The organism is Defluviitalea phaphyphila, assembly GCF_001466305.1.
In the GTDB taxonomy this organism is placed as follows: Bacteria; Bacillota; Clostridia; order Lachnospirales; family Defluviitaleaceae; genus Defluviitalea_A; species Defluviitalea_A phaphyphila.
In genome coordinates this window covers 19,563-39,454 of record NZ_JWID01000015.1, presented here as the reverse complement: position 1 = coordinate 39,454, position 19,892 = coordinate 19,563, and the positions used below count along the sequence as shown (strand labels likewise).

19 protein-coding genes, 7 tRNA genes and 2 other annotated features are annotated in these 19,892 nt (G+C 29.6%); of the genes, 20 read left to right on the top strand and 6 right to left on the bottom strand.

The annotated features are described in order from the left end of the window. The first annotated feature begins 165 nt into the window (after window positions 1-165). The 7 genes from OM90_RS09425 (at window position 166) to OM90_RS09395 (ending at window position 754) form a co-directional block, all read left to right on the top strand. Window positions 166-240 (top strand) — tRNA-Pro (locus OM90_RS09425). Between the two features lie 5 nt (window positions 241-245). Beyond that, window positions 246-316: transfer RNA gene (locus OM90_RS09420), tRNA-Gly, on the top strand. A 5-nt stretch (window positions 317-321) separates the two neighbouring features. Then, window positions 322-395 (top strand) — tRNA-Arg (locus OM90_RS09415). 18 nt (window positions 396-413) lie between these two features. After that, a tRNA-His gene (locus OM90_RS09410) sits at window positions 414-487 on the top strand. An 11-nt stretch (window positions 488-498) separates the two neighbouring features. Further along, a tRNA-Gln gene (locus OM90_RS09405) sits at window positions 499-570 on the top strand. Between the two features lie 7 nt (window positions 571-577). After that, window positions 578-650: transfer RNA gene (locus OM90_RS09400), tRNA-Lys, on the top strand. Between the two features lie 23 nt (window positions 651-673). After that, a tRNA-Leu gene (locus tag OM90_RS09395) sits at window positions 674-754 on the top strand. 35 nt (window positions 755-789) lie between these two features. Here OM90_RS09395 and OM90_RS09390 read toward each other — a convergent pair. Then, window positions 790-1,248: a CYTH domain-containing protein gene (locus OM90_RS09390; protein WP_058486633.1), complete on the bottom strand. Its 459-nt coding sequence runs from the start codon at window positions 1,246-1,248 to the stop codon at window positions 790-792. Window positions 1,249-1,441: 193 nt separating this feature from the next. After that, window positions 1,442-1,681, top strand: a binding site (T-box leader). Between the two features lie 199 nt (window positions 1,682-1,880). Here OM90_RS09390 and leuA point away from each other — a divergent pair. Further along, a complete protein-coding gene (gene leuA / locus OM90_RS09385) occupies window positions 1,881-3,536 on the top strand; it encodes a 2-isopropylmalate synthase (protein WP_058486632.1) in 1,656 nt (551 codons plus the stop codon). Between the two features lie 41 nt (window positions 3,537-3,577). Here leuA and OM90_RS09380 read toward each other — a convergent pair whose 3' ends face one another. Further along, window positions 3,578-3,946 carry a phage holin family protein gene (locus OM90_RS09380; RefSeq protein WP_058486631.1) on the bottom strand — a complete coding sequence of 123 codons (369 nt, stop codon included), beginning with the start codon at window positions 3,944-3,946 and terminating at the stop codon, window positions 3,578-3,580. Between the two features lie 250 nt (window positions 3,947-4,196). Here OM90_RS09380 and OM90_RS09375 point away from each other — a divergent pair, with 250 nt between their 5' ends. From OM90_RS09375 to OM90_RS09365, 3 genes are all read left to right on the top strand, one after another. Further along, complete coding sequence (locus OM90_RS09375) at window positions 4,197-4,820, top strand: YesL family protein (protein WP_058486630.1); 624 nt, start codon at window positions 4,197-4,199, stop codon at window positions 4,818-4,820. Between the two features lie 130 nt (window positions 4,821-4,950). Further along, window positions 4,951-6,582 carry a hydroxylamine reductase gene (hcp, locus tag OM90_RS09370; protein WP_330381856.1) on the top strand — a complete coding sequence of 544 codons (1,632 nt, stop codon included), beginning with the start codon at window positions 4,951-4,953 and terminating at the stop codon, window positions 6,580-6,582. A gap of 76 nt (window positions 6,583-6,658) precedes the next feature. Beyond that, window positions 6,659-7,090, top strand: coding sequence for a DUF2935 domain-containing protein (locus OM90_RS09365; RefSeq protein WP_058486629.1), 432 nt, complete (start codon window positions 6,659-6,661; stop codon window positions 7,088-7,090). A gap of 49 nt (window positions 7,091-7,139) precedes the next feature. Here OM90_RS09365 and OM90_RS09360 read toward each other — a convergent pair whose 3' ends face one another. Next, on the bottom strand, window positions 7,140-7,955 hold the full coding sequence (locus OM90_RS09360) for an AraC family transcriptional regulator (RefSeq protein ID WP_058486628.1): 816 nt from the start codon (window positions 7,953-7,955) through the stop codon (window positions 7,140-7,142). Window positions 7,956-8,110: 155 nt separating this feature from the next. Here OM90_RS09360 and OM90_RS09355 point away from each other — a divergent pair, with 155 nt between their 5' ends. The 4 genes from OM90_RS09355 to OM90_RS09340 are packed head-to-tail and all read left to right on the top strand — an operon-like array spanning window position 8,111 to window position 12,060. Continuing rightward, the gene (locus OM90_RS09355) at window positions 8,111-9,082 is read left to right on the top strand and encodes a sugar phosphate isomerase/epimerase family protein (protein WP_058486627.1); all 972 of its coding nucleotides are present in this window, start codon (window positions 8,111-8,113) and stop codon (window positions 9,080-9,082) included. A 21-nt stretch (window positions 9,083-9,103) separates the two neighbouring features. Further along, the gene (locus OM90_RS09350; protein WP_058486626.1) at window positions 9,104-10,159 is read left to right on the top strand and encodes a Gfo/Idh/MocA family protein; all 1,056 of its coding nucleotides are present in this window, start codon (window positions 9,104-9,106) and stop codon (window positions 10,157-10,159) included. A 15-nt stretch (window positions 10,160-10,174) separates the two neighbouring features. Continuing rightward, window positions 10,175-10,954, top strand: a complete 780-nt coding sequence (locus OM90_RS09345; protein ID WP_064505524.1) for a sugar phosphate isomerase/epimerase family protein — start codon at window positions 10,175-10,177, stop codon at window positions 10,952-10,954. Window positions 10,955-10,980: 26 nt separating this feature from the next. Beyond that, entirely contained in the window at window positions 10,981-12,060 is a 1,080-nt protein-coding gene (locus OM90_RS09340; RefSeq protein WP_058486625.1) for a Gfo/Idh/MocA family protein, read from the top strand. Window positions 12,061-12,110: 50 nt separating this feature from the next. Here the strand turns inward: OM90_RS09340 and zupT are convergent, their stop codons facing one another. Further along, the gene (gene zupT / locus OM90_RS09335; protein ID WP_058486624.1) at window positions 12,111-12,920 is read right to left on the bottom strand and encodes a zinc transporter ZupT; all 810 of its coding nucleotides are present in this window, start codon (window positions 12,918-12,920) and stop codon (window positions 12,111-12,113) included. 256 nt (window positions 12,921-13,176) lie between these two features. Here zupT and OM90_RS09330 point away from each other — a divergent pair, with 256 nt between their 5' ends. Beyond that, on the top strand, window positions 13,177-14,643 hold the full coding sequence (locus tag OM90_RS09330; protein ID WP_058486623.1) for an NADP-dependent glyceraldehyde-3-phosphate dehydrogenase: 1,467 nt from the start codon (window positions 13,177-13,179) through the stop codon (window positions 14,641-14,643). 55 nt (window positions 14,644-14,698) lie between these two features. On the opposite strand, the gene OM90_RS09325 is transcribed toward OM90_RS09330, so the two are convergent. Both OM90_RS09325 and OM90_RS09320 read right to left on the bottom strand, forming a co-directional pair. Continuing rightward, window positions 14,699-14,884, bottom strand: a complete 186-nt coding sequence (locus OM90_RS09325) for a DUF1858 domain-containing protein (protein WP_058486622.1) — start codon at window positions 14,882-14,884, stop codon at window positions 14,699-14,701. A 1-nt stretch (window position 14,885) separates the two neighbouring features. Beyond that, complete coding sequence (locus OM90_RS09320; RefSeq protein ID WP_058486621.1) at window positions 14,886-15,545, bottom strand: hypothetical protein; 660 nt, start codon at window positions 15,543-15,545, stop codon at window positions 14,886-14,888. Window positions 15,546-15,652: 107 nt separating this feature from the next. On the opposite strand from OM90_RS09320, the gene OM90_RS09315 reads away from it, so the two are divergent. The 4 genes from OM90_RS09315 to ilvC all read left to right on the top strand — a co-directional run bounded on the left by OM90_RS09315 (window position 15,653) and on the right by ilvC (window position 19,876). Beyond that, window positions 15,653-16,339, top strand: coding sequence for a Crp/Fnr family transcriptional regulator (locus tag OM90_RS09315; protein WP_058486620.1), 687 nt, complete (start codon window positions 15,653-15,655; stop codon window positions 16,337-16,339). Between the two features lie 73 nt (window positions 16,340-16,412). Further along, window positions 16,413-16,675: a binding site (T-box leader), on the top strand. 51 nt (window positions 16,676-16,726) lie between these two features. Continuing rightward, window positions 16,727-18,337, top strand: a complete 1,611-nt coding sequence (gene ilvB, locus OM90_RS09310; RefSeq protein ID WP_058486619.1) for a biosynthetic-type acetolactate synthase large subunit — start codon at window positions 16,727-16,729, stop codon at window positions 18,335-18,337. Window positions 18,338-18,362: 25 nt separating this feature from the next. Further along, window positions 18,363-18,878, top strand: coding sequence for an acetolactate synthase small subunit (gene ilvN / locus OM90_RS09305; protein ID WP_058486618.1), 516 nt, complete (start codon window positions 18,363-18,365; stop codon window positions 18,876-18,878). Between the two features lie 2 nt (window positions 18,879-18,880). Next, window positions 18,881-19,876, top strand: coding sequence for a ketol-acid reductoisomerase (ilvC, locus tag OM90_RS09300; RefSeq protein ID WP_058486617.1), 996 nt, complete (start codon window positions 18,881-18,883; stop codon window positions 19,874-19,876). Window positions 19,877-19,892: the final 16 nt, after the last annotated feature.

Sequence of the window (19,892 nt, the reverse complement as noted above, 5' to 3'; positions counted from 1 at the left end):
AAATCATACATGATTTCTCACTATGGTTGTCAATTATTTTTTTTATATTTTTTTATCTGTTGCATTTAATTTTACAACGAACCAATTTAAATAGATTAAAATTTTTTAAAAAAAGTATTGACGAATGAAATAGAATAATATATAATAGTCGTTGTCGTCGGGTTGCGGGGTGTGGCTCAGCTTGGCTAGAGCGCTTGATTTGGGATCAAGAGGTCGCAGGTTCGAATCCTGTCACCCCGATGTTTGCGGGTGTAGTTCAATGGTAGAACACCAGCCTTCCAAGCTGGATACGTGGGTTCGATTCCCATCACCCGCTTATAGGTGCCTGTAGCTCAGCTGGATAGAGCAGTGGCCTTCTAAGCCACGTGTCCGGGGTTCGAATCCCTGCAGGCACGTTAGTTTTGGTGATTATGGTGGGTGTAGCTCAGTTGGTTAGAGCGCCAGATTGTGGCTCTGGAGGTCGTGGGTTCGACTCCCACCATTCACCCTTGTAAGTAATGGGTAGTCGCCAAGCGGTAAGGCACAGGACTTTGACTCCTGCATGCGAAGGTTCGAATCCTTCCTACCCAGTTTTTATGGGCTACTAGCTCAGGTGGTAGAGCACTGGACTTTTAATCCAGGTGTCCCGGGTTCGAGTCCCGGGTAGCTCATGTTTTTTAATTTTAAATTATATGCGGATGTGGCGGAATTGGCAGACGCACTAGACTTAGGATCTAGCGCCTTTGGCGTGGGGGTTCGACTCCCTTCATCCGCACTTTAAAAAAATCCATGATTAAAATCATGGATTTTTTATTGTTTGGGAAGGCCAAAAACGGCTATACTGCTGTTTTTATACCTATTATCGTGAGTCACATCTTTGCCGAACCATTTTGGAGGAGTAAAATAAAAGGAATCTTTTTCAGATGTGAATTCAACTTCAACTGTAATTAAACCTTTTAAATCTCCTTTGTATATGTCTAGTTCAGCAATTAAGTCATTTTCTAAGGGTATGTTATAACGTGTCTTATAAATAGTTGCAGAATCAACTTTAGACCAAAGATTTTCAAATTGTTCTTTGGTTATAGTAAGTTCAAATTCTTCTCTTTTTAAATGTCCTTTACTTTTTATTGTTAAATAATATTCATAATTGCTTTTTCTTAATCTTATGATAGGGTCTATGGATATATACCCTTGAATAATTTCTTTTTTTTCATATTGATTTAAATTATTAGGAATTTCATTAACCAAAAATTTTCTTTCGATTTCCATAACATTTCTCCTATCTTAAAATAATATACATTTATAGTATATTATAATGTTTATATTTTTAAAAGTATATTTTTTAAAATGTTAATTCTTTTAAATATCAAAATATATTTTAATGTATAATTTTTTCAAAAAAGTTAAATTAGTTATTGACTTTAAAAATTATTTATGATATTATAATGAGCAATAAAATTGATTAAAGACGATGAAGAGGAGTAGTAGGTTTTTGGAAGATTATAGAGAGCTGTTGGTTGGTGCAAAACAGTATCGGAAAAAAACTGAACTCGCCTTGGAGTTGCTCCCTGAAATTTAAGTAGGAGGAGACGGAGGTCAACCGTTATTTTGACAGGATATCGGCAAGTAAGTATTTATTTCCATAGCTCGTATCCAATTTTATTTTTATAAAGAGTGGTATAACGATTCTTTCGTCTCTTTTGGGATGAAAGTTTTTTTTATTTTATAAATTTATTAATATAAAATAGATTGTTTGGTATGGGAAATAATATTTACTTGATGGTATCTTTAAAGTTGCATTCTTTATGAATGAATGAGAGTGGTACCGCGGAAGGAGTCCTTTCGTCTCTAATATTTAGAGATGATAGGACTTTTTATTTTATAAATAAGGAGGAAATAAAATGAATTATAAAAAGTATAAACCATATCCAACTGTAAAATTAAAAAATAGAAAATGGCCAGATAAAACTATAAAAAAGGCACCAATTTGGTGTAGTGTAGACCTTAGAGATGGAAATCAAGCTTTAGAAATTCCTATGAATTTAGAACAAAAGTTAAAGTTCTTTAAATTTCTTGTTAATATGGGATTTAAAGAAATTGAAGTAGGATTTCCTGCGGCTTCAGAAACAGAATTTACTTTTTTAAGAAAACTTATAGAAGAAGATTTAATACCTGATGATGTTACAGTTCAAGTTTTAACTCAAGCAAGAGAGCATATTATAAAAAGAACTTTTGAAGCTTTAAAAGGGGTAAAAAGAGCTATTGTTCATTTATATAATTCAACCTCAGTACTTCAGAGGAAAGTTGTTTTTAATAAAAATAAGGAAGAAATAAAAGAGTTAGCTGTACAAGGAGCAAAACTAGTAAAACAATTTGCAGATGAGATGGAGAAAGAAAACATTATTTATGAATATTCTCCAGAAAGTTTTACAGGAACAGAACTTGATTATGCTATAGAAATTTGCGAGGCAGTATTAGATGTGTGGAAGCCAACTAAAGAAAATAAGGCAATTATAAACTTACCTGCTACAGTAGAGATGTCAACTCCTAATGTATATGCAGATCAAATAGAATATTTTTGTGATAATATAAAAAATAGAGAATCAATAATATTAAGTGTTCATACTCATAATGATAGAGGAACAGCTGTTGCTGCTAGTGAATTAGCAATGCTAGCTGGTGCTGAGAGAATAGAAGGAACATTATTTGGAAATGGAGAAAGAACAGGAAATGCTGATATTATTACTATAGCAATGAATTTATATTCTCAAGGAATAGACCCTAAATTAGATTTTAGCGATGCGGATGCTATTGTAGATATTTACAAAGAATCAACAAGAATGGAAGTTTCTCCACGACATCCTTATGTAGGAGATTTAGTATATACTGCTTTTTCAGGTTCACATCAAGATGCTATTAAAAAAGGTATGGATAGGTATAGAAAAGAAAAACCAAAATATTGGGAAGTTCCTTATCTTCCTATAGACCCTATGGATATTGGAAAAAATTATGATCCTATTATTCGTATAAATAGTCAGTCAGGGAAAGGTGGAGTAAGCTATATTTTAGAAAATGATTTTGGATATCGTTTACCTAAAAATATGCAACAGGATTTTAGTTTAATAATTACTAATGAATCGGATAAAAAGCAAGAAGAATTATCTCCACAAAGAATTTATGAGATTTTTATAAAAGAATATATGAATATTGATAATCCATTCTGCTTAAAAAGTTATAATGTAAGTAATCAAAATGGAAAAGTTTCAGTTTCTGCTGTGATTGAGAAAAATGGAAAAGAGGAAGATATAAATGGAGATGGAAATGGACCTATAGATGCATTATGTAATGCTGTTAGAAAATATTCTTCTGTTAAATTTAAAGTAGTATCTTATGATGAACATTCTTTAGAACAAGGGTCTGATTCTAGAGCTGTTTCTTATATACAATTACAGGATGAGAATGGAAATTCTTTCTTTGGAGCAGGAATTGATGCCAATATTAATACTTCATCTATGAAGGCGTTTATAAGTGCATTTAATAAAATGATTAAAAATTAACAAAAAAACTAAAGGGCAAATTAAAGCCCTTTAATTTTTTGTTACATAGTTTTCCCAGGTGTGATAGCGTTTATAATTCCTATAACTAATGCACCAAGGATAGAACCTAAAATAGTTACTTCAAAACCGCTAACAATATATTTTGTAAAATAAATTATAGCAACTGATACAATAAAACCTACAAAACCTCTTCCAAAGGGAGAAGCATCAATTCCAGTTAATTTTTCAATTAAATAATCTATAAAAGTAATAACAATAGAAGCAATTATAAGGGCCCATATTCCATCTATAGAAAAACGTGGAGTTAAGAAAGCAGTAACAGCTAAAACAATTGCAGTTCCTATTAATCGCAGTATAATGTGTCCAATTCCAGATTTTTCATTAATGTCATTTTGAATTTTATTATTCATTTTTATACCTCCAATTTATTAATAAAAACAAATAAAAACTAAAGTTATAAAAAATTAAATTTATTATTTATGTTTCCCTTTTTTAAAAATAATAATTCAAAAAATAAATGGTTAATTATAACAAAATACAGTTATATATTTTTTAAGATATAAAAGTGTTTATATTAAAATTATTTTATTAATTATATGTACATATATAAAAATAATGTTATAATAACAATGAAATTGACAACTGGATGGAGGAAGATTTATGTGGAAAGGATTTTTTGATTTAGATGGACCATTTAATCGAATAGGAACATTAATATTTGATTTAATTGCTTTAAATATTATTTGGTTTATTTTTAGTATTCCTATTATAACAATAGGAGCATCAACTACAGCTTTATTTTATGCAACAGGTAAAAAAGTAAGAAAAGAAGATGGATATATATTTAGAGATTTTTGGAAAAGTTTTAAAATGAATTTTAAACAATCAACTATAATATGGATTATAATGCTTATTATGGCTTTTATAATTTGGTTTAATTTAAATAATTTATGGGTTTTTGGAAATATGCAAAAATTTTTTGTGATTTTTCAGTATGCAATTTTAATTCAATTTATTATAATTGGGATTTATATTTTTCCACTATTATCTAGATTTTATGTAACTGTTCCAGGAGTATTTAAAATGTCTTTTATAATAGGGAATAGACATATTTTAACAACTATTATATGTGTAGCATTATTAGTGATAACTGTTTTATTAATGTTAACAATACCTATGTACTTTTTTATGGGAGTAAGTGTTTATGCTATAGCATCTATTTATTTTATTCAAAAAATTTTAGTTAATTATATGCCAGAAAACCAAGAAAATAAACAGGAATAATAAAGTTTTCAAATTTATGTGTGATTTATATCACTGATTTATCTTTATACCTCCTATATTATAGTCTTAGAAAACATACTAAAAAGTATGAACTATATAATTGTTAGATTATAATAGAGGAGGAATTTTAATGTTTTGTTATCAATGTCAAGAAACAGCTAAAGGTACAGGATGTACTTTAAGAGGGGTATGTGGAAAAACAGGTGATGTATCCAATCTTCAAGATTTATTAATTTATACCCTTAAAGGAATTTCAATGTATACAACAGAAGGTAGAAAAGTAGGGGTAGAAAATAAAGAAGTAAATAGATTTATCATGGAAAATTTATTTGCAACGATTACTAATGCTAATTTTGATAGAAATGATTTTATAAAGAGAATTACAAAAGCTTTAGAAGTACGTGAAGAAGTTAAAGCTGAAGTAGCTAAAGCAGGTGGAAATACTAATATTAACCATGATGCAGCAAATTTCAATATAAGTGAAGAAGAATATGATAAAAAAGCTGAAACTGTAGGTATATTAACTACAGAAAATGAAGATATACGTTCATTAAGAGAATTAATTACTTATGGATTAAAAGGAATGGCTGCTTATGGAAAACATGCTATAAATCTTGGATATGAAAATAATGAAATTCATGCATTTCTTCAAAGAGCATTAGCTGCTACATTAGATGATAGTTTATCTGTAGATGATTTAATTAATCTTACTATGGAAACAGGGAAATATGGAGTAGATGTAATGGCACTTCTTGATAAAGCTAATACATCAACCTATGGGCACCCTGAAATTACAAAAGTAAATATAGGTGTTAGAAATAATCCTGCTATTTTAATTAGTGGACATGATTTAAAAGATATGGAAGAACTTTTAAAACAAACAGAAGGAACAGGAGTAGATGTATATACTCATAGTGAAATGCTTCCAGCTAATTATTATCCAGCATTTAAAAAGTATGACCATTTTGTAGGAAACTATGGAAATGCATGGTGGAAGCAAAATGAAGAATTTGAAAAATTTAATGGACCTATTTTAATGACTACAAATTGTTTAGTTCCACCAAAAGATTCTTATAAAGATAGGGTATATACAACAGGTCCAGTAGGATTTGAAGGTGTAAAACATATTCCTGATGGGGAAAATGGTAAAAAAGATTTCTCAGAGATTATTGAACATGCTAAAAAATGTGCTCCTCCAACAGAAATAGAAAGAGGAGAAATTATAGGAGGATTTGCTCATAATACAGTTTTATCTTTAGCAGATAAAGTAGTAGATGCAGTAAAATCAGGGGCTATTAAACGTTTCTTTGTAATGGCTGGTTGTGATGGAAGAATGAAAAGCAGAAATTATTATACAGATTTTGCAAAAGCACTTCCAAAAGACACTGTTATTTTAACAGCAGGTTGTGCAAAATATAAATATAATAAATTAGATTTAGGAGATATAGGAGGAATTCCAAGAGTATTAGATGCCGGACAATGTAATGATTCCTATTCACTTGCAGTTATTGCTCTTAAATTAAAAGAAGTATTTGAATTAAATGATATTAATGAACTTCCTATATCATATAATATTGCTTGGTATGAACAAAAAGCTGTTATTGTACTACTTGCCCTTTTATATCTTGGAGTTAAAAATATTCATTTAGGGCCAACATTGCCAGCATTCCTTTCACCAAATGTTGCTAAAGTATTAGTAGAAAACTTTGGAATTGGTGGAATTACAAATGTAGAAGACGATTTAAAAATGTTTATGGCATAAAATATAACAAAAATAATATTGAAAATGCACTTCCCTCCATATCACTTCATAGTATGTTAGTGAATGGAGGGATTTTATGAATGGGATAAATAAATATTTTATAAAAGATATATTAGATCAAATAATATTCTGGACTGAAATTTCAAAAGAACATCCTATAGTTATTGATACAGTAGCCCAATTAACTGATAAAAATTTACCTAAAAAATTAACAAAGGAAGTATTAAGTTATACTTCTAAATTTGAGGATATACAAAAAAGAGCAAGGCATCTTCAAAGAAGAATAGAATATAGTATGCCCTATATGCAAGGGAATATATTAAGAGAAATTTGTCTTATATTAAGAGATTTTATAGCTTTAGATCAATATTGGATAAATCTTTTAGAAACTTTAAAGGATTATGGAGAAGATGATAAGATATGGCAAACTCTTATTGAACATATTAAAGAAGAACAAATCTATGCATATAATCTTATGAGAAAATATTATCAAAGAATTTGTTATTGATAGAAATTCCCCCTTATTTATCCTTTTATACTTGGATAGGTAAGGGGGATTAAACTTTAGAAGGAGGAAATCCATAATATTTTTTGAAAAGTCGTCCAAAATTATTATAATCATTAAATCCTACAGCAAAGCATATTTCTAACATAGACATATCATGTTGTTTTAACAAATTATATGCTTTTTTTAAACGAATTTCATTAATATAATTTATAGGACTTTGTCCTATATTTTCTTTAAATAAATGGGAAAAACGATATTCACTTAAATGAATTAGTTTTGCTAAATCCTTAACAGTAATATTAGAAGTATAATTTTCTTGAATATATTGAATGACTGTATTTAAACGAGTTAAATTTTTAGTTCTTATTATATTTTGTTTATTAGATAATGCTTTACTTACATAATTTCTGATCAAATAAGAGATTAATTCATAAATTTTTCCTTTCATAGCCAATTTATATCCAAATCTTTTCTCAAAGTTTTCTTTGAAAATAGATAAGAAAAGGGATTTTATTTTTTTATCTGAATTAATGAGAGTTTGGAAAATCACGTGATGATTAGCTATTTCTTTAGAGAATACATCCATTTCAAAAATCATAACCAAAGAATGAAAATTAGTAGAGTTGCTTATTCCTTTATGTAGTTCATTACTATTAATTATCACTAATGTATCTTCATTAACATTAAATTTTTTTTGATTACAATACATGATTCCTTTACCTTTAAGAATATAATGCATTTCTAAATGCTCATGCCAATGAAGGGGATAATATACCCCCTTTTTTTTAATTTTATTTTCAAATATTTGTACGGGAAATTCCTTATCAGAAATAATTTTCTTTTCGTATAGTTTTAAGGTATTCATTATTATCACTTTCTAATTTTAAAAATAAAATAGCAGTATCATATGAGTAAATGGCAAAAAAATAATAGAGAACTTTATAAATAGATAATATAATTTACTTAACTATTAGTCAAGAACATTGTGAATAGAATACTATTATTTAAGGAGAGAATATTATGAAATTAGGAGTTTTTAATGTTGTAATAGGGAATATGAATTTTGATAAAGCATGTGAATTTTTATCAAAAAATGGAGTTCAAATGGTGGAAATAGGATGTGGAGGTTTTCCCGGTAAAGCACATTGTAATCCAGAAATTTTATTAAATAATGAACAGGAATTAGAAAAATTTAAAAACACTCTTAAGAAAAATAATTTAGAAATAAGTGCATTAAGTAGTCATGGGAATATGGTTCATCCTGTTAAGGAAATAGCAGAAAAGTTTGATAAAGATTTTACTAATGCCATATTATTAGCAGAAAAATTGGGAGTAAAAGTTATTAATACTTTTTCTGGATGTCCAGGAGGTAGTCCTTATGATAGGGAACCGAACTGGGTAACATGTCCTTGGCCAGAAGATTTTTCAAGGATTTTAGATTATCAGTGGAATGAAGTTTTAATTCCCTATTGGAGAGAAAAAGTTAAATTTGCAAAGGAACATGGTATAGAAAAGATTGCCCTAGAACTACATCCAGGATTTTGTGTTTATAATACAAGAACTTTACTTAAATTAAGAAAAGCAGTTGGTCCTGAAATAGGAGCTAATTTTGATCCAAGTCATTTAATTTGGCAGGGTATGGATCCATGTGCTAGTATCAGAGAATTAGGAAAAGAAGGGGCTATTTTTCATTTCCACGCCAAAGACACTAAAATTGATAAAATAAATTGTGATATTAATGGGGTTTTGGATACAGCACATTATGGAGATGAGATAAATCGCTCTTGGATATTTAGAACCGTAGGATATGGTCATGGAGAAGAATATTGGAAAAATATAATCTCCGAATTAAGATTAGCTGGATATGATTATGCAATTAGTATAGAACATGAGGATAGTTTAATGTCTGGTCAAGAAGGGCTTTTAAAAGCAATTCAATTCTTAAAGAATGTATTATTATTTGAAGAAAGAGGAAGTATGTATTGGGCTTAATATAATTGGGGGAGAAATATTATGTTACAGGATAATTATATGGTTGGAATTGTGGGTTTTGGAGGTATGGGTAATTGGCATAGAGAAACCATCGAATCTATAGATGGATTAGAAGTAGCAGGAATTTATGATATAAAGGAATCTAGAATGAGGTATGCAAGAGAATGTGGCATAAAAGCTTATGAAAGTTTAGAAGCTTTATGTGATGATAAGACTATAGATATTGTAGTAATTGCTACTCCTAATGATGTTCATAAGTCAATCGCTATAAAAGCAATGAAAAAAGAGAAACATGTTGTATGTGAAAAACCAGTTACACTAACTTCAAAAGATTTACAGGAAATGATTGATGTATCAAAGGAAACAGGAAAATTTTTAACGGTTCACCAAAATCGCAGATGGGATGAAGACTTTTTAACTATTAAAAAGATTTATGAAGAAAATTATCTAGGAGAAGTATTTAAAATTGAATCAAGAGTTCATGGATCAAGAGGAATTCCAGGTGACTGGCGTCAAGAAAAAGAATATGGAGGCGGAATGGTGCTAGATTGGGGAGTACATCTCTTAGATCAAATATTAATATTACTTAAGGATAAAAAGTTAAAAAGAGTATATGCCAATTTAACTAATATTACAAATCAGTTAGTAGATGATGGGTTTACTGCAGAATTGGAATTTGAAAATGGACTTATAGCCTTAATAGAAGTTGGAACTAATAATTTTATTTCTTTACCTAGATGGTATATGCTTGGAAATAATGGAAGTGCCATTATAAAAGACTGGGATTTAAATGGAGAAATAATTTATGCAACTGGTAAAGATGAAAAGGATGTCATACCAGTAAAAACAGCATCGGGAATAACTAAAACTATGGCTCCAAGAAGAAAAGATACCATAGCTAAAAGAGAAATTCCTATAGTAAAAAGTGATATTAAAGATTTTTATAAAAATGTTATAGGAGTAATAGAAAATAAAGAAGAGTCAAAAATAAAGCTATATGAAGTTATGAGGGTTATGAAATTAATGGAAGCAATTTTTAAATCAGCAGAATCTAAAAAAGTAATTAATTTTGAATAAAAAGGAGAAGGGTCAATGAAAAAATTACCAATTGCTCTTCAGGTGCATTCTATTAGAGAAGAGGCAAAAAAAGATTTTAAAAAATCAATGAAATCTGTTAAAGATATGGGGTATGATGGGGTTGAATTGGCAGGATTATATGGATATACTCCTGAATATATTAAAGAACACACAGATAGTATTGGATTAGAGATAATATCTGCCCATGTTCCATATGAAGAAATCATAGAGGATATGAAAGGAACAATAGAAAAATATGCTTTTCTTGGCTGTGAATATATAGCAGTGCCATATTTAGAAGAGGATTTAAGACCAGGACATGATAATTTTAAATTAGTTTTAGAAAACATTGGTAAAATGGGGAGCTTATGCAAAGAACGTAATATAACCCTACTATATCATAATCATGACTTTGAATTTGTTAAAATGGAAAGTGGAATATATGCTTTAGATTATATTTATAATGAAATACCTAAAGAGAGATTAGAAACTGAATTAGATACTTGCTGGGTAAAAGTAGCTGGAGAATCTCCAGTAGAATATATTAGAAAATATTCTGGACGCTGTCCATTAATACATTTAAAGGATTTTGTTGGTTCTAAATCAGAAAATATGGATAAAAAATTTGAATTTAGACCTTTAGGTCAGGGAGTTCAAGATATCCCAAGTATTTTAAAAGTAAGTATAGAATCTGGAGCTAAATGGGTAGTAGTAGAACAGGATAAGCATACCCAAAATAAGCCTATGGAAGATGCAAGAATAAGTATAGAGTACTTAAAAAAATTAGGATGGTAGAATTTTTATAAGAGAGGGGATAAAATATGAATAAAATAAAGGTAGGAGTAATAGGGTGTGGAGGCATCGCTAATGGAAAGCATTTACCAGCGATAAAAAGAAATGGGAATATGAAAATAGTAGCCTTTTGCGATATTATAAAAGAAAGGGCTGAAAAAGCTAAAAAAGAATATGGAACTTCTGATGCGAGAGTTTATACTGATTATAAAGAATTAGTTAAGGAAAAAGATATTCAAGCTGTATACGTATTAACTCCAAATAAATCTCATGCTTATATATCCATAGCTGCTATGGAAGCAGGAAAACATGTAATGTGCGAAAAACCTATGGCTAAAACCTATGAAGATGCAAAAAAGATGGTTGAAACAGCTAAAAAAACAGGTAAAATTTTAACTATAGGATATCAGAATAGATTTAGAGCAGATTCTGGATATTTAAAAAGAGTTTGTGAAAATGGAGAATTAGGAGAAGTATATTATGCTAAAGCTCATGCCATAAGAAGAAGAGCAGTGCCTACTTGGGGAGTATTTTTAAATGAGGAAGAACAAGGGGGAGGTCCATTAATTGATATTGGAACCCATGCCCTTGATTTAACTCTTTGGATGATGAATAATTATGAACCTGAAGTAGTAATGGGGTCAGTGTATCGTAAGTTAGCAGATCAAACAGAAACAGGAAATGCTTTTGGAGAATGGGATCCTAAGGAATTTACAGTGGAAGATTCAGCTTTTGGATTTATAAAGATGAAAAATGGTGCTACCATTAATTTAGAAGCTTCTTGGGCATTAAATACTTTAGATGTGGATGAAGCAAAAACTACTCTATGTGGAACTAAAGCAGGGGCAGATATGAAAGATGGACTTAGAATAAATGGAGTAAAATACAATAAACAGTATGTAGAAAAACCAGATCTTAACTCTGGAGGAGTAGCGTTTTATGAAGGAGAATCAGAAAAGGCAGAGGATATAGAACAAAAAGTATTTTATGAAGCTATAACTAAGGGAAAAGAATTAGTTGTAAAACCAGAACAGGCATTAGTTGTTACTCAAATATTAGAAGCGATTTATGAATCAGGAAGAACGGGAAAGCCAGTTTATTTTAACTAAAAAAATAGCTATTCACATTTAACTAAAAAGTTATTCGTGAATAGCTATTTTTATAGAAATAATAAAAGACTTACAGCCATAACTATCATTCCACAAACTACCCCGTATATGGATAAATGATGTTCTCCGTATTTTTCAGCAGCAGGTAAAAGTTCATCTAAGGATATAAAGACCATTATTCCTGCTACAGAAGCAAATAAAATTCCAAAGGTAATATCATTAAATATTGATGACAAAAGAAGATAACCTACTAATGCCCCTAGAGGTTCTGAAAGGCCTGATAAAAATGAATAGTAAAATGCCTTTTTTCTATTTCCTGTAGCATAATAAATGGGAACAGAAACAGCTATTCCTTCAGGGATATTGTGAATTGCAATAGCTACTGCTATAGGAATTCCTAGGGAAGGGTCTTTTAAAGCAGCAGTAAATGTAGCTAATCCTTCAGGAAAATTATGTATAGTTATAGAAATAGCAGTAAGTAATCCCATACGAAATAATTTATTATTTTTAGAACAATTTTGATTAGTCATATCCTCTACTTTACAAAGTTCATGGGGATTTTGTTCAGAGGGAATAAAATTATCAATAATTGCAATTAAAAGTATTCCTCCAAAAAATCCTATTACCGTAAGCCAAGAACCTTTAATATTTCCTAAAGCTAAGGTTAGAGAGTTTTTTGCTTCCATAAATATTTCTACAAAAGATACATAAATCATAACCCCTGCTGAAAATCCTAAACTAACAGATAGAAATTTAGTATTTGTTCTCTTAGTAAAGAAAGCTAGAATACTTCCAATCCCAGTTGATAATCCTGCAAATAAGGTTAAACTAAAAGCCATTAAAAAATTTTTTAATTCCATAATTGGTCACATCCAATCTTAGTTGTTTATTATAATATTAATTAAATAAATGATAATTTACAAGTTTTATTATAAAAAATAAATATAAGGAGATAATTAAAGTTGAATAATATTTTAATATAAAAATATTATTATATCTATAATTTTCACATAAAATAATTTATTTTAATAAAATAGTAGAATAAATATAATAACTATTATATAATAATTATTATAAAATAATATTGGTGATTTTACAATAAGAAGAGGTGATAATATGTTTTCATGTGTATTTCGAGAAGGTAATACATATAAAAATTTAGTAAATGGACAATGGTTAGAATCAAAAAGTGGTGAAAGAATAAAAATATATTCTCCAGTAGATGATTCTTTAGTAGGAGAAATCCAAGCTCAGAGTAAAAAAGATGTTGATTTTGCTATAGATAGTGCTAAAAAAGCTCAAAAAGCGTGGGCTCAAACTCCAATTAGTGAGAGAGCGAATATTATTCATAAGGCAGCAAGAATTATGGAAAAATATGAAGAAGAAATTGCTGATATTTTGATGAAAGAAATTGCAAAATCAAAAAGTTCAGCTATTTCTGAAGTAAAAAGAACTATTGATTTCATACATTTTACTGCAGAGACAGCTAAAAGAATGACTGGAGAAACTATATATGGTGATTCCTTCCCAGGATTTGATAAAACAAAAATATCTTTAGTAGATAGAGTTCCTTTAGGAGTTATATTATGTATTTCACCTTTTAATTATCCAGTTAATTTATCAGCTTCAAAGATTGCTCCAGCATTAGTTGCAGGAAATAGTGTTGTATTTAAACCTCCTACTCAAGGGTCTATTAGTGCTATGTATTTAGGACAAATTTTTTGCGAGGCAGGAATTCCAGCAGGAGTATTAAATATTATTACAGGTAAAGGTTCAGAGATAGGGGATTATCTTATTACTCATCCAGAAATAGATATGATTAATTTTACAGGAAGTACAGAGATAGGTCATCGTATTTCTAATAAGGCAGGAATGATTCCTCTTTTATTAGAATTAGGAGGAAAAGACGCAGCTATTGTATTAGAAGATTGTGATTTAGATGAAACGGCGCAAAATATTGTTAAAGGGGCTTTTAATTATTCAGGACAAAGATGTACTGCAGTAAAAAGAGTATTAGTAATGGAAGAGATAGCAGATGAATTAGCAAATAAAATTGTAGAACAAGTAGAAAAATTATCAGTGGGGAAACCAGAAGATGATGCACAAATAACTCCATTAATAAGTAATAAAGCAGCAGATTTTGTACAAGAGCTAATAGATGATGCTATAGAAAAAGGAGCTAAACTTCTGATAGGAAATAAAAGAGAAAAAAATTATATTTGGCCAACAGTATTTGATAATGTTACCGAAGATATGAGAATTGCTTGGGAAGAACCTTTCGGACCTGTCCTACCTATAATTAGGGTAAAAAATATTGAAGAAGCTATTGAAATCTCAAATAAATCAGAATATGGTTTGCAAGGAGCAGTATTTACTAAAAATATTGATAAAGCCTTTGCTATAGCTCAAAAATTAGAAGTTGGTACAGTTCAGATTAATAATAAAACAGAAAGAGGACCGGATCATTTTCCATTCCTTGGAGTTAAGGCTTCAGGACTTGGAACTCAAGGAATTAGATATAGTATTGAAGCAATGACAAGGTCAAAAGCAATAGTTATTAACTTAGATAAAGATTTACAATAAAAATTCCCCCTAGTAGGGGAATTTTTATATACAAGAAATATTAATAATTTAATTATTAAGCATTTAATTTTTCTAATAAACTATTAACATCTATTCCATGAACAGCAGCAGCATCTTCTAAGGATTCGCCTTGTGAAGATGGGCAACCTAAACATCCCATACCACTTTCCATTAATATTCTAGCTGCATTAGGATTAATTTTTAATATATCTGCTATAATCATATCCTTTGTAATTTGCATATTAATTTTCTCCTTTTATAATTTTATTAAATAATGAATTAGAAGTGTTTTTAAATTCATATTTATATTCTGGATTAGCATTTTTAATAAAAGCTTCTATCCATGTTTTCCTTAAGTTATAAAATATATTAGGATCTGCACCTACAGAATTCCAATAATCTATATGAAGGCAAGATACAGTTTCCCATTCTAATATATCGTTTTCAGATATAATTATGCTATTTACTCGGTCACAAGGCATTCCATCTAAAATATAATTATTTAAGGCTTTAAATAATTCAGGGGCAGAAGAAGCTTTTTCAATTTTTCTACTTTTTTTGCCTACTTCACTTCCTTGATTCTTATGTGCTTCCAAAGCTATGTTTATAGCTTCCTCTTTATAAGTATTAAATATTTCGTTTAAAAAAGAGGCTTGACGGGTTTCGGCAATACTTATTTTGTTTTGAAGCCAACCGTGTATATTACTTTGATCAATTAAATTTTCTAAAGGTTCATTTTTGGGAAGAGGATAGTCATATTTATCACAATGTTGTCTAAAAATATCTTTTATAGAATCTCCATATTTTTCTGAATAAATATTTACTAAAGTATCTTCTAATTCTTCAAATAAAATAATTTTATTATATAACCAATAATGTATAGGTCCTAAAAAAGCACTCATAAAAATCCTCCTTGCATTTAATGATACAATCATTATAAAATATATAGGAATACTCTACTATGATATATATCACATATTAATATATTTTAATGAAAAGAGGAGATAAAATGAAAAATCATATAGAAGCATTAAGGCATATACCTATTTTCTCAAGATTATCAGAGGATCAACTTATAAAAATTAGTAATTTAGAAATAAAAAAAGAATATAAAAAAGGAGAAAAAATTTTTTTAGAAGGAGAAAAAGGGAAAGCTTTTTATTATATTCAATCAGGGAAAATCAAAATGTATAAAACATCTTTTGATGGAAGAGAGATTATTTTAAATATATTTGGAAAAGGGGATATTATAGCAGAAGTAACCATGTTTAATGATATGGAATATCCTGCTACCGCAGAAGTTATAGAAGATGCTATTGTTGGTATGATTTATAATAAGGATATAGAAAAAATGGTATTAGAAAATAGGGAGTTATCTCTTCAAATTATAAAGGAATTAAGTAGAAGACTATATCATTCCCAAGCAAATGTAAAAGAAATGGCTCTACATGATTCATATATAAGGACAATCAAAGTGCTAATAAAACTGGCAAAGCAATATGGGAAAAATACATCTAAAGGTATAGAATTAGAATTAGGAATGACAAGGCAAGATATAGCGAATATTGTAGGAACAACAAGGGAAACTTCGAGTAGAATAATGAGTCAGTTAAAAAAGAAAAATTATATAGATGTAGATGGAAAAACTATTATTATAAAAGATTTGAAAAAATTAGAAGATGAATTAGAAAGATGAATAAAAATAAATTAAAAAAGTTATTGACATTATTTCAGAATCCTGCTAAAATACTTACAAATTTAATTTTCAGATAAATGCAATGAAGGAGCCCGATATTTTGCATAATATAGGTTTCAGAGAATCGGTGGTTGGTGCAAACCGATCCTATAGCAAAATATGAATCTCTCCAGAGCAGTTTCTTTGAACGCATACTTATGCATATAAGTATGTAGGTAGAAGATAAACGGTAAGCCCCGTTACAGGCAAAGGTTTGTTAGAACCTAGTAAGTGAACTTTATTGCAAAATAAAGTTAAGAAGGGTGGTAACGCGCGGAGAATATCCTCGTCCCTGCATTAGCAGGGATGAGGTTTTTTTATATACCTTATATAAAAGGAGGGAAGAAGATGAAAGCAGCAGAGGCCATTGTAAAGTGTCTTGAAAAGGAAGAAGTTAACGTAATTTTTGGATATCCAGGAGCAGCTATTATGCCAGTATATGAAGCTTTAAGAAATTCTAATATAAAACACATATTAGTTAGGCAGGAACAAGCCGCTGCTCATAGTGCTAATGGTTATGCTAGAACTTCTGGGGAAGTAGGAGTTTGCATTGCTACATCAGGACCTGGAGCTACTAATTTAATTACAGGTATTGCAACTGCTTATATGGATTCTATTCCCCTTATAGTGATTACCGGACAAGTAAAATCAACACTTATTGGAAGAGATGTTTTTCAAGAAGTAGATATTACAGGAGCTACTGAATCCTTTATAAAACATAGTTACTTGGTAAAAGATGCAAAGAATATTCCGCAGATTATGAAAGAAGCATTTCATATTGCTAAAACTGGAAGACCAGGGCCGGTTTTAATTGATATTCCAGAAGACATTCAAAATGAAGACATAAAATTTTCTTATGATATGGAAATAAATATAAGAGGATATAAGCCTACTTATATAGGACATATAGGCCAAGTAAAAAGAGCTATTAAAAGACTTAAAGAAAGTAAGAAACCCATTTTATGTATTGGCGGAGGGGTAGTTAGTGCTAAAGCAGAAAAAGAACTTTTAAAATTTGTAGAAAAAACAAAAATTCCTGTTGTATCTACTCTTATGGGGCTAGGAGGAATAGATCATAATTCACCATATTACATAGGAATGATAGGATCTCATGGTTTTAATTTTGCCAATAGAGCTATAGCGGAAGCTGATGTAGTTATGTTTTTAGGAGCTAGAATTGCAGATAGAGCAACAGGTGGAAGCAAATTATTTGCAAAAAATGCAGATATAATTCATATAGATGTTGATCCTGCAGAAATTGGTAAAAATTTAGGAACAGCTATTCCAGTAGTTGGAGATGTTAAAAAGATTTTAGAACAATTTTTAGAGTTAATTACTCCTTTAAATACAGAAGAATGGATGGAATATTTAAATAGTTTAAGACAAAATTATAAGAGAAAAAGGAATATTACGAATAATGTTAATCCTAAATATGCTATTAATCTTATTTCTGAAATTTTAGATAATAATGCTATCATGGTAGCTGATGTCGGACAAAATCAAATGTGGGCAGCATTAAATTTTAAAATAATTGAAGATAGAAAATTTTTAACTTCTGGAGGATTAGGAACTATGGGATATAGTCTTCCAGCAGCTATAGGAGCAGCCATAGCAAATCCTAAAAGACAGGTAGTTGCAGTAATGGGAGACGGAGGCTTTCAAATGAGTTTATTTGAGTTAGCTACCATAAAACAAAATGAAATTAAATTGATTATATTGTTATTTAATAATGAAGGGTTGGGAATGGTTAGAGAAATACAGCATAAAGTTTATAAAGCAGAGTATGGGGTAAGCTTAAATAAAAATCCTGATTTTATAAAATTAGCACAAGCTTATGGAATAAAAGGGAAAAGGGTTTTTAAAGATGATGAATTAAAAGATGCAGTTAATGAAGCTATTGAATCTGATGAATCTTTTTTAATCGAATGTATAGTAGACCCTAAAGAAAGTACCCTTTAATAAATATAAAAGTTAGGAGGATTATATGAAAAGACATGTATTATCTATTTTAGTAGAAAATCATTCGGGAGTATTAAGTAGAGTATCTGGTCTTTTTAGTAGAAGAGGGTATAATATTGATAGTCTTTCAGTAGGAGAAACAGAAGATCCTAACGTATCCCGTATGACTATAGTTGTTAGAGGGGATGAATATATTTTAGAGCAAATAAAAAAACAGTTAAATAAACTTATAGATGTTATTAAGGTAATAGAGCTTAAAGAAAATCAATCTGTATATAGAGAATTAATGCTTATAAAAGTAGAAGCAGATAAAAATCAAAGGCCAGAAATTATTGAAATTGTAAATATTTTTAGAGGGAAAATAGTAGATGTTGCCAGTGAATCTTTAATGATTGAAATAACTGGTGATGAAGAAAAAATTTCAGCTTTAATAAATATGTTAAAACCTTATGGAATAAAAGAAATGATCCGCACAGGGCTTACTGCCTTGGAGCGTGGAAATAAACAAATAAAACAACATAAAAAATTTGAGGAGGAATAATAATGGCAAAATTGTATTATCAAGAAGACTGTAATTTAAGTTTATTAAAAGGAAAAAAGGTAGCAATAATAGGATATGGAAGTCAAGGACATGCACATGCACTTAATTTGCATGAATCTGGAGTTGATGTAATAGTAGGACTTTATAAAGGAAGTAAATCTTGGCCAAAAGCAGAAGAAGCAGGACTTAAAGTAGCAACAGCTAAAGAGGCAGCAGCACAAGCTGATATCATAATGATATTAATTAATGATGAAAAGCAACCCAAATTATATAAAGAAAGTATAGAACCAAATTTAAAACCAGGAAATTCTTTAGTATTTGCCCATGGATTTAACATTCACTATGGACAAATCGTTCCACCAGCAGATGTAAATGTATTTATGGTTGCACCAAAAGGACCTGGACATACTGTAAGAAGTCAATATTTAGAAGGAAAAGGAGTACCTTGTTTAGTTGCTGTATATCAAGATGCAACAGGTAATGCTAAAGACTTAGCTCTCGCTTATGCTGCAGGAATTGGTGGAGCTAGGGCAGGAATTTTGGAAACAACATTTAAAGAAGAAACTGAAACAGACCTTTTTGGAGAACAAGCTGTACTCTGTGGTGGAGTATCTGAACTTATGAAAGCAGGATTTGAAACTTTAGTTGAAGCAGGATATCAACCAGAAAGTGCTTATTTTGAATGTATGCATGAAATGAAATTAATTGTAGATTTAATTAACCAAGGTGGATTAAGTTACATGAGATATTCTATTAGTGATACTGCAGAATTTGGAGATTATTCTGTTGGAAAACGTATAATTACAGAAGAAACTAAAAAAGAAATGAAAAAGGTATTAAAAGAAATCCAAGATGGAACATTTGCTAAAAATTGGATTCTAGAAAATCAGGTAAATAGACCTTCATTTAATGCTAGAAGAAAAATGGAACAAGAACATCAAATTGAAGTAGTAGGAAAACAACTTCGTAAAATGATGAGCTGGATTCAAGACAAATAATATATAGCAATGGCGA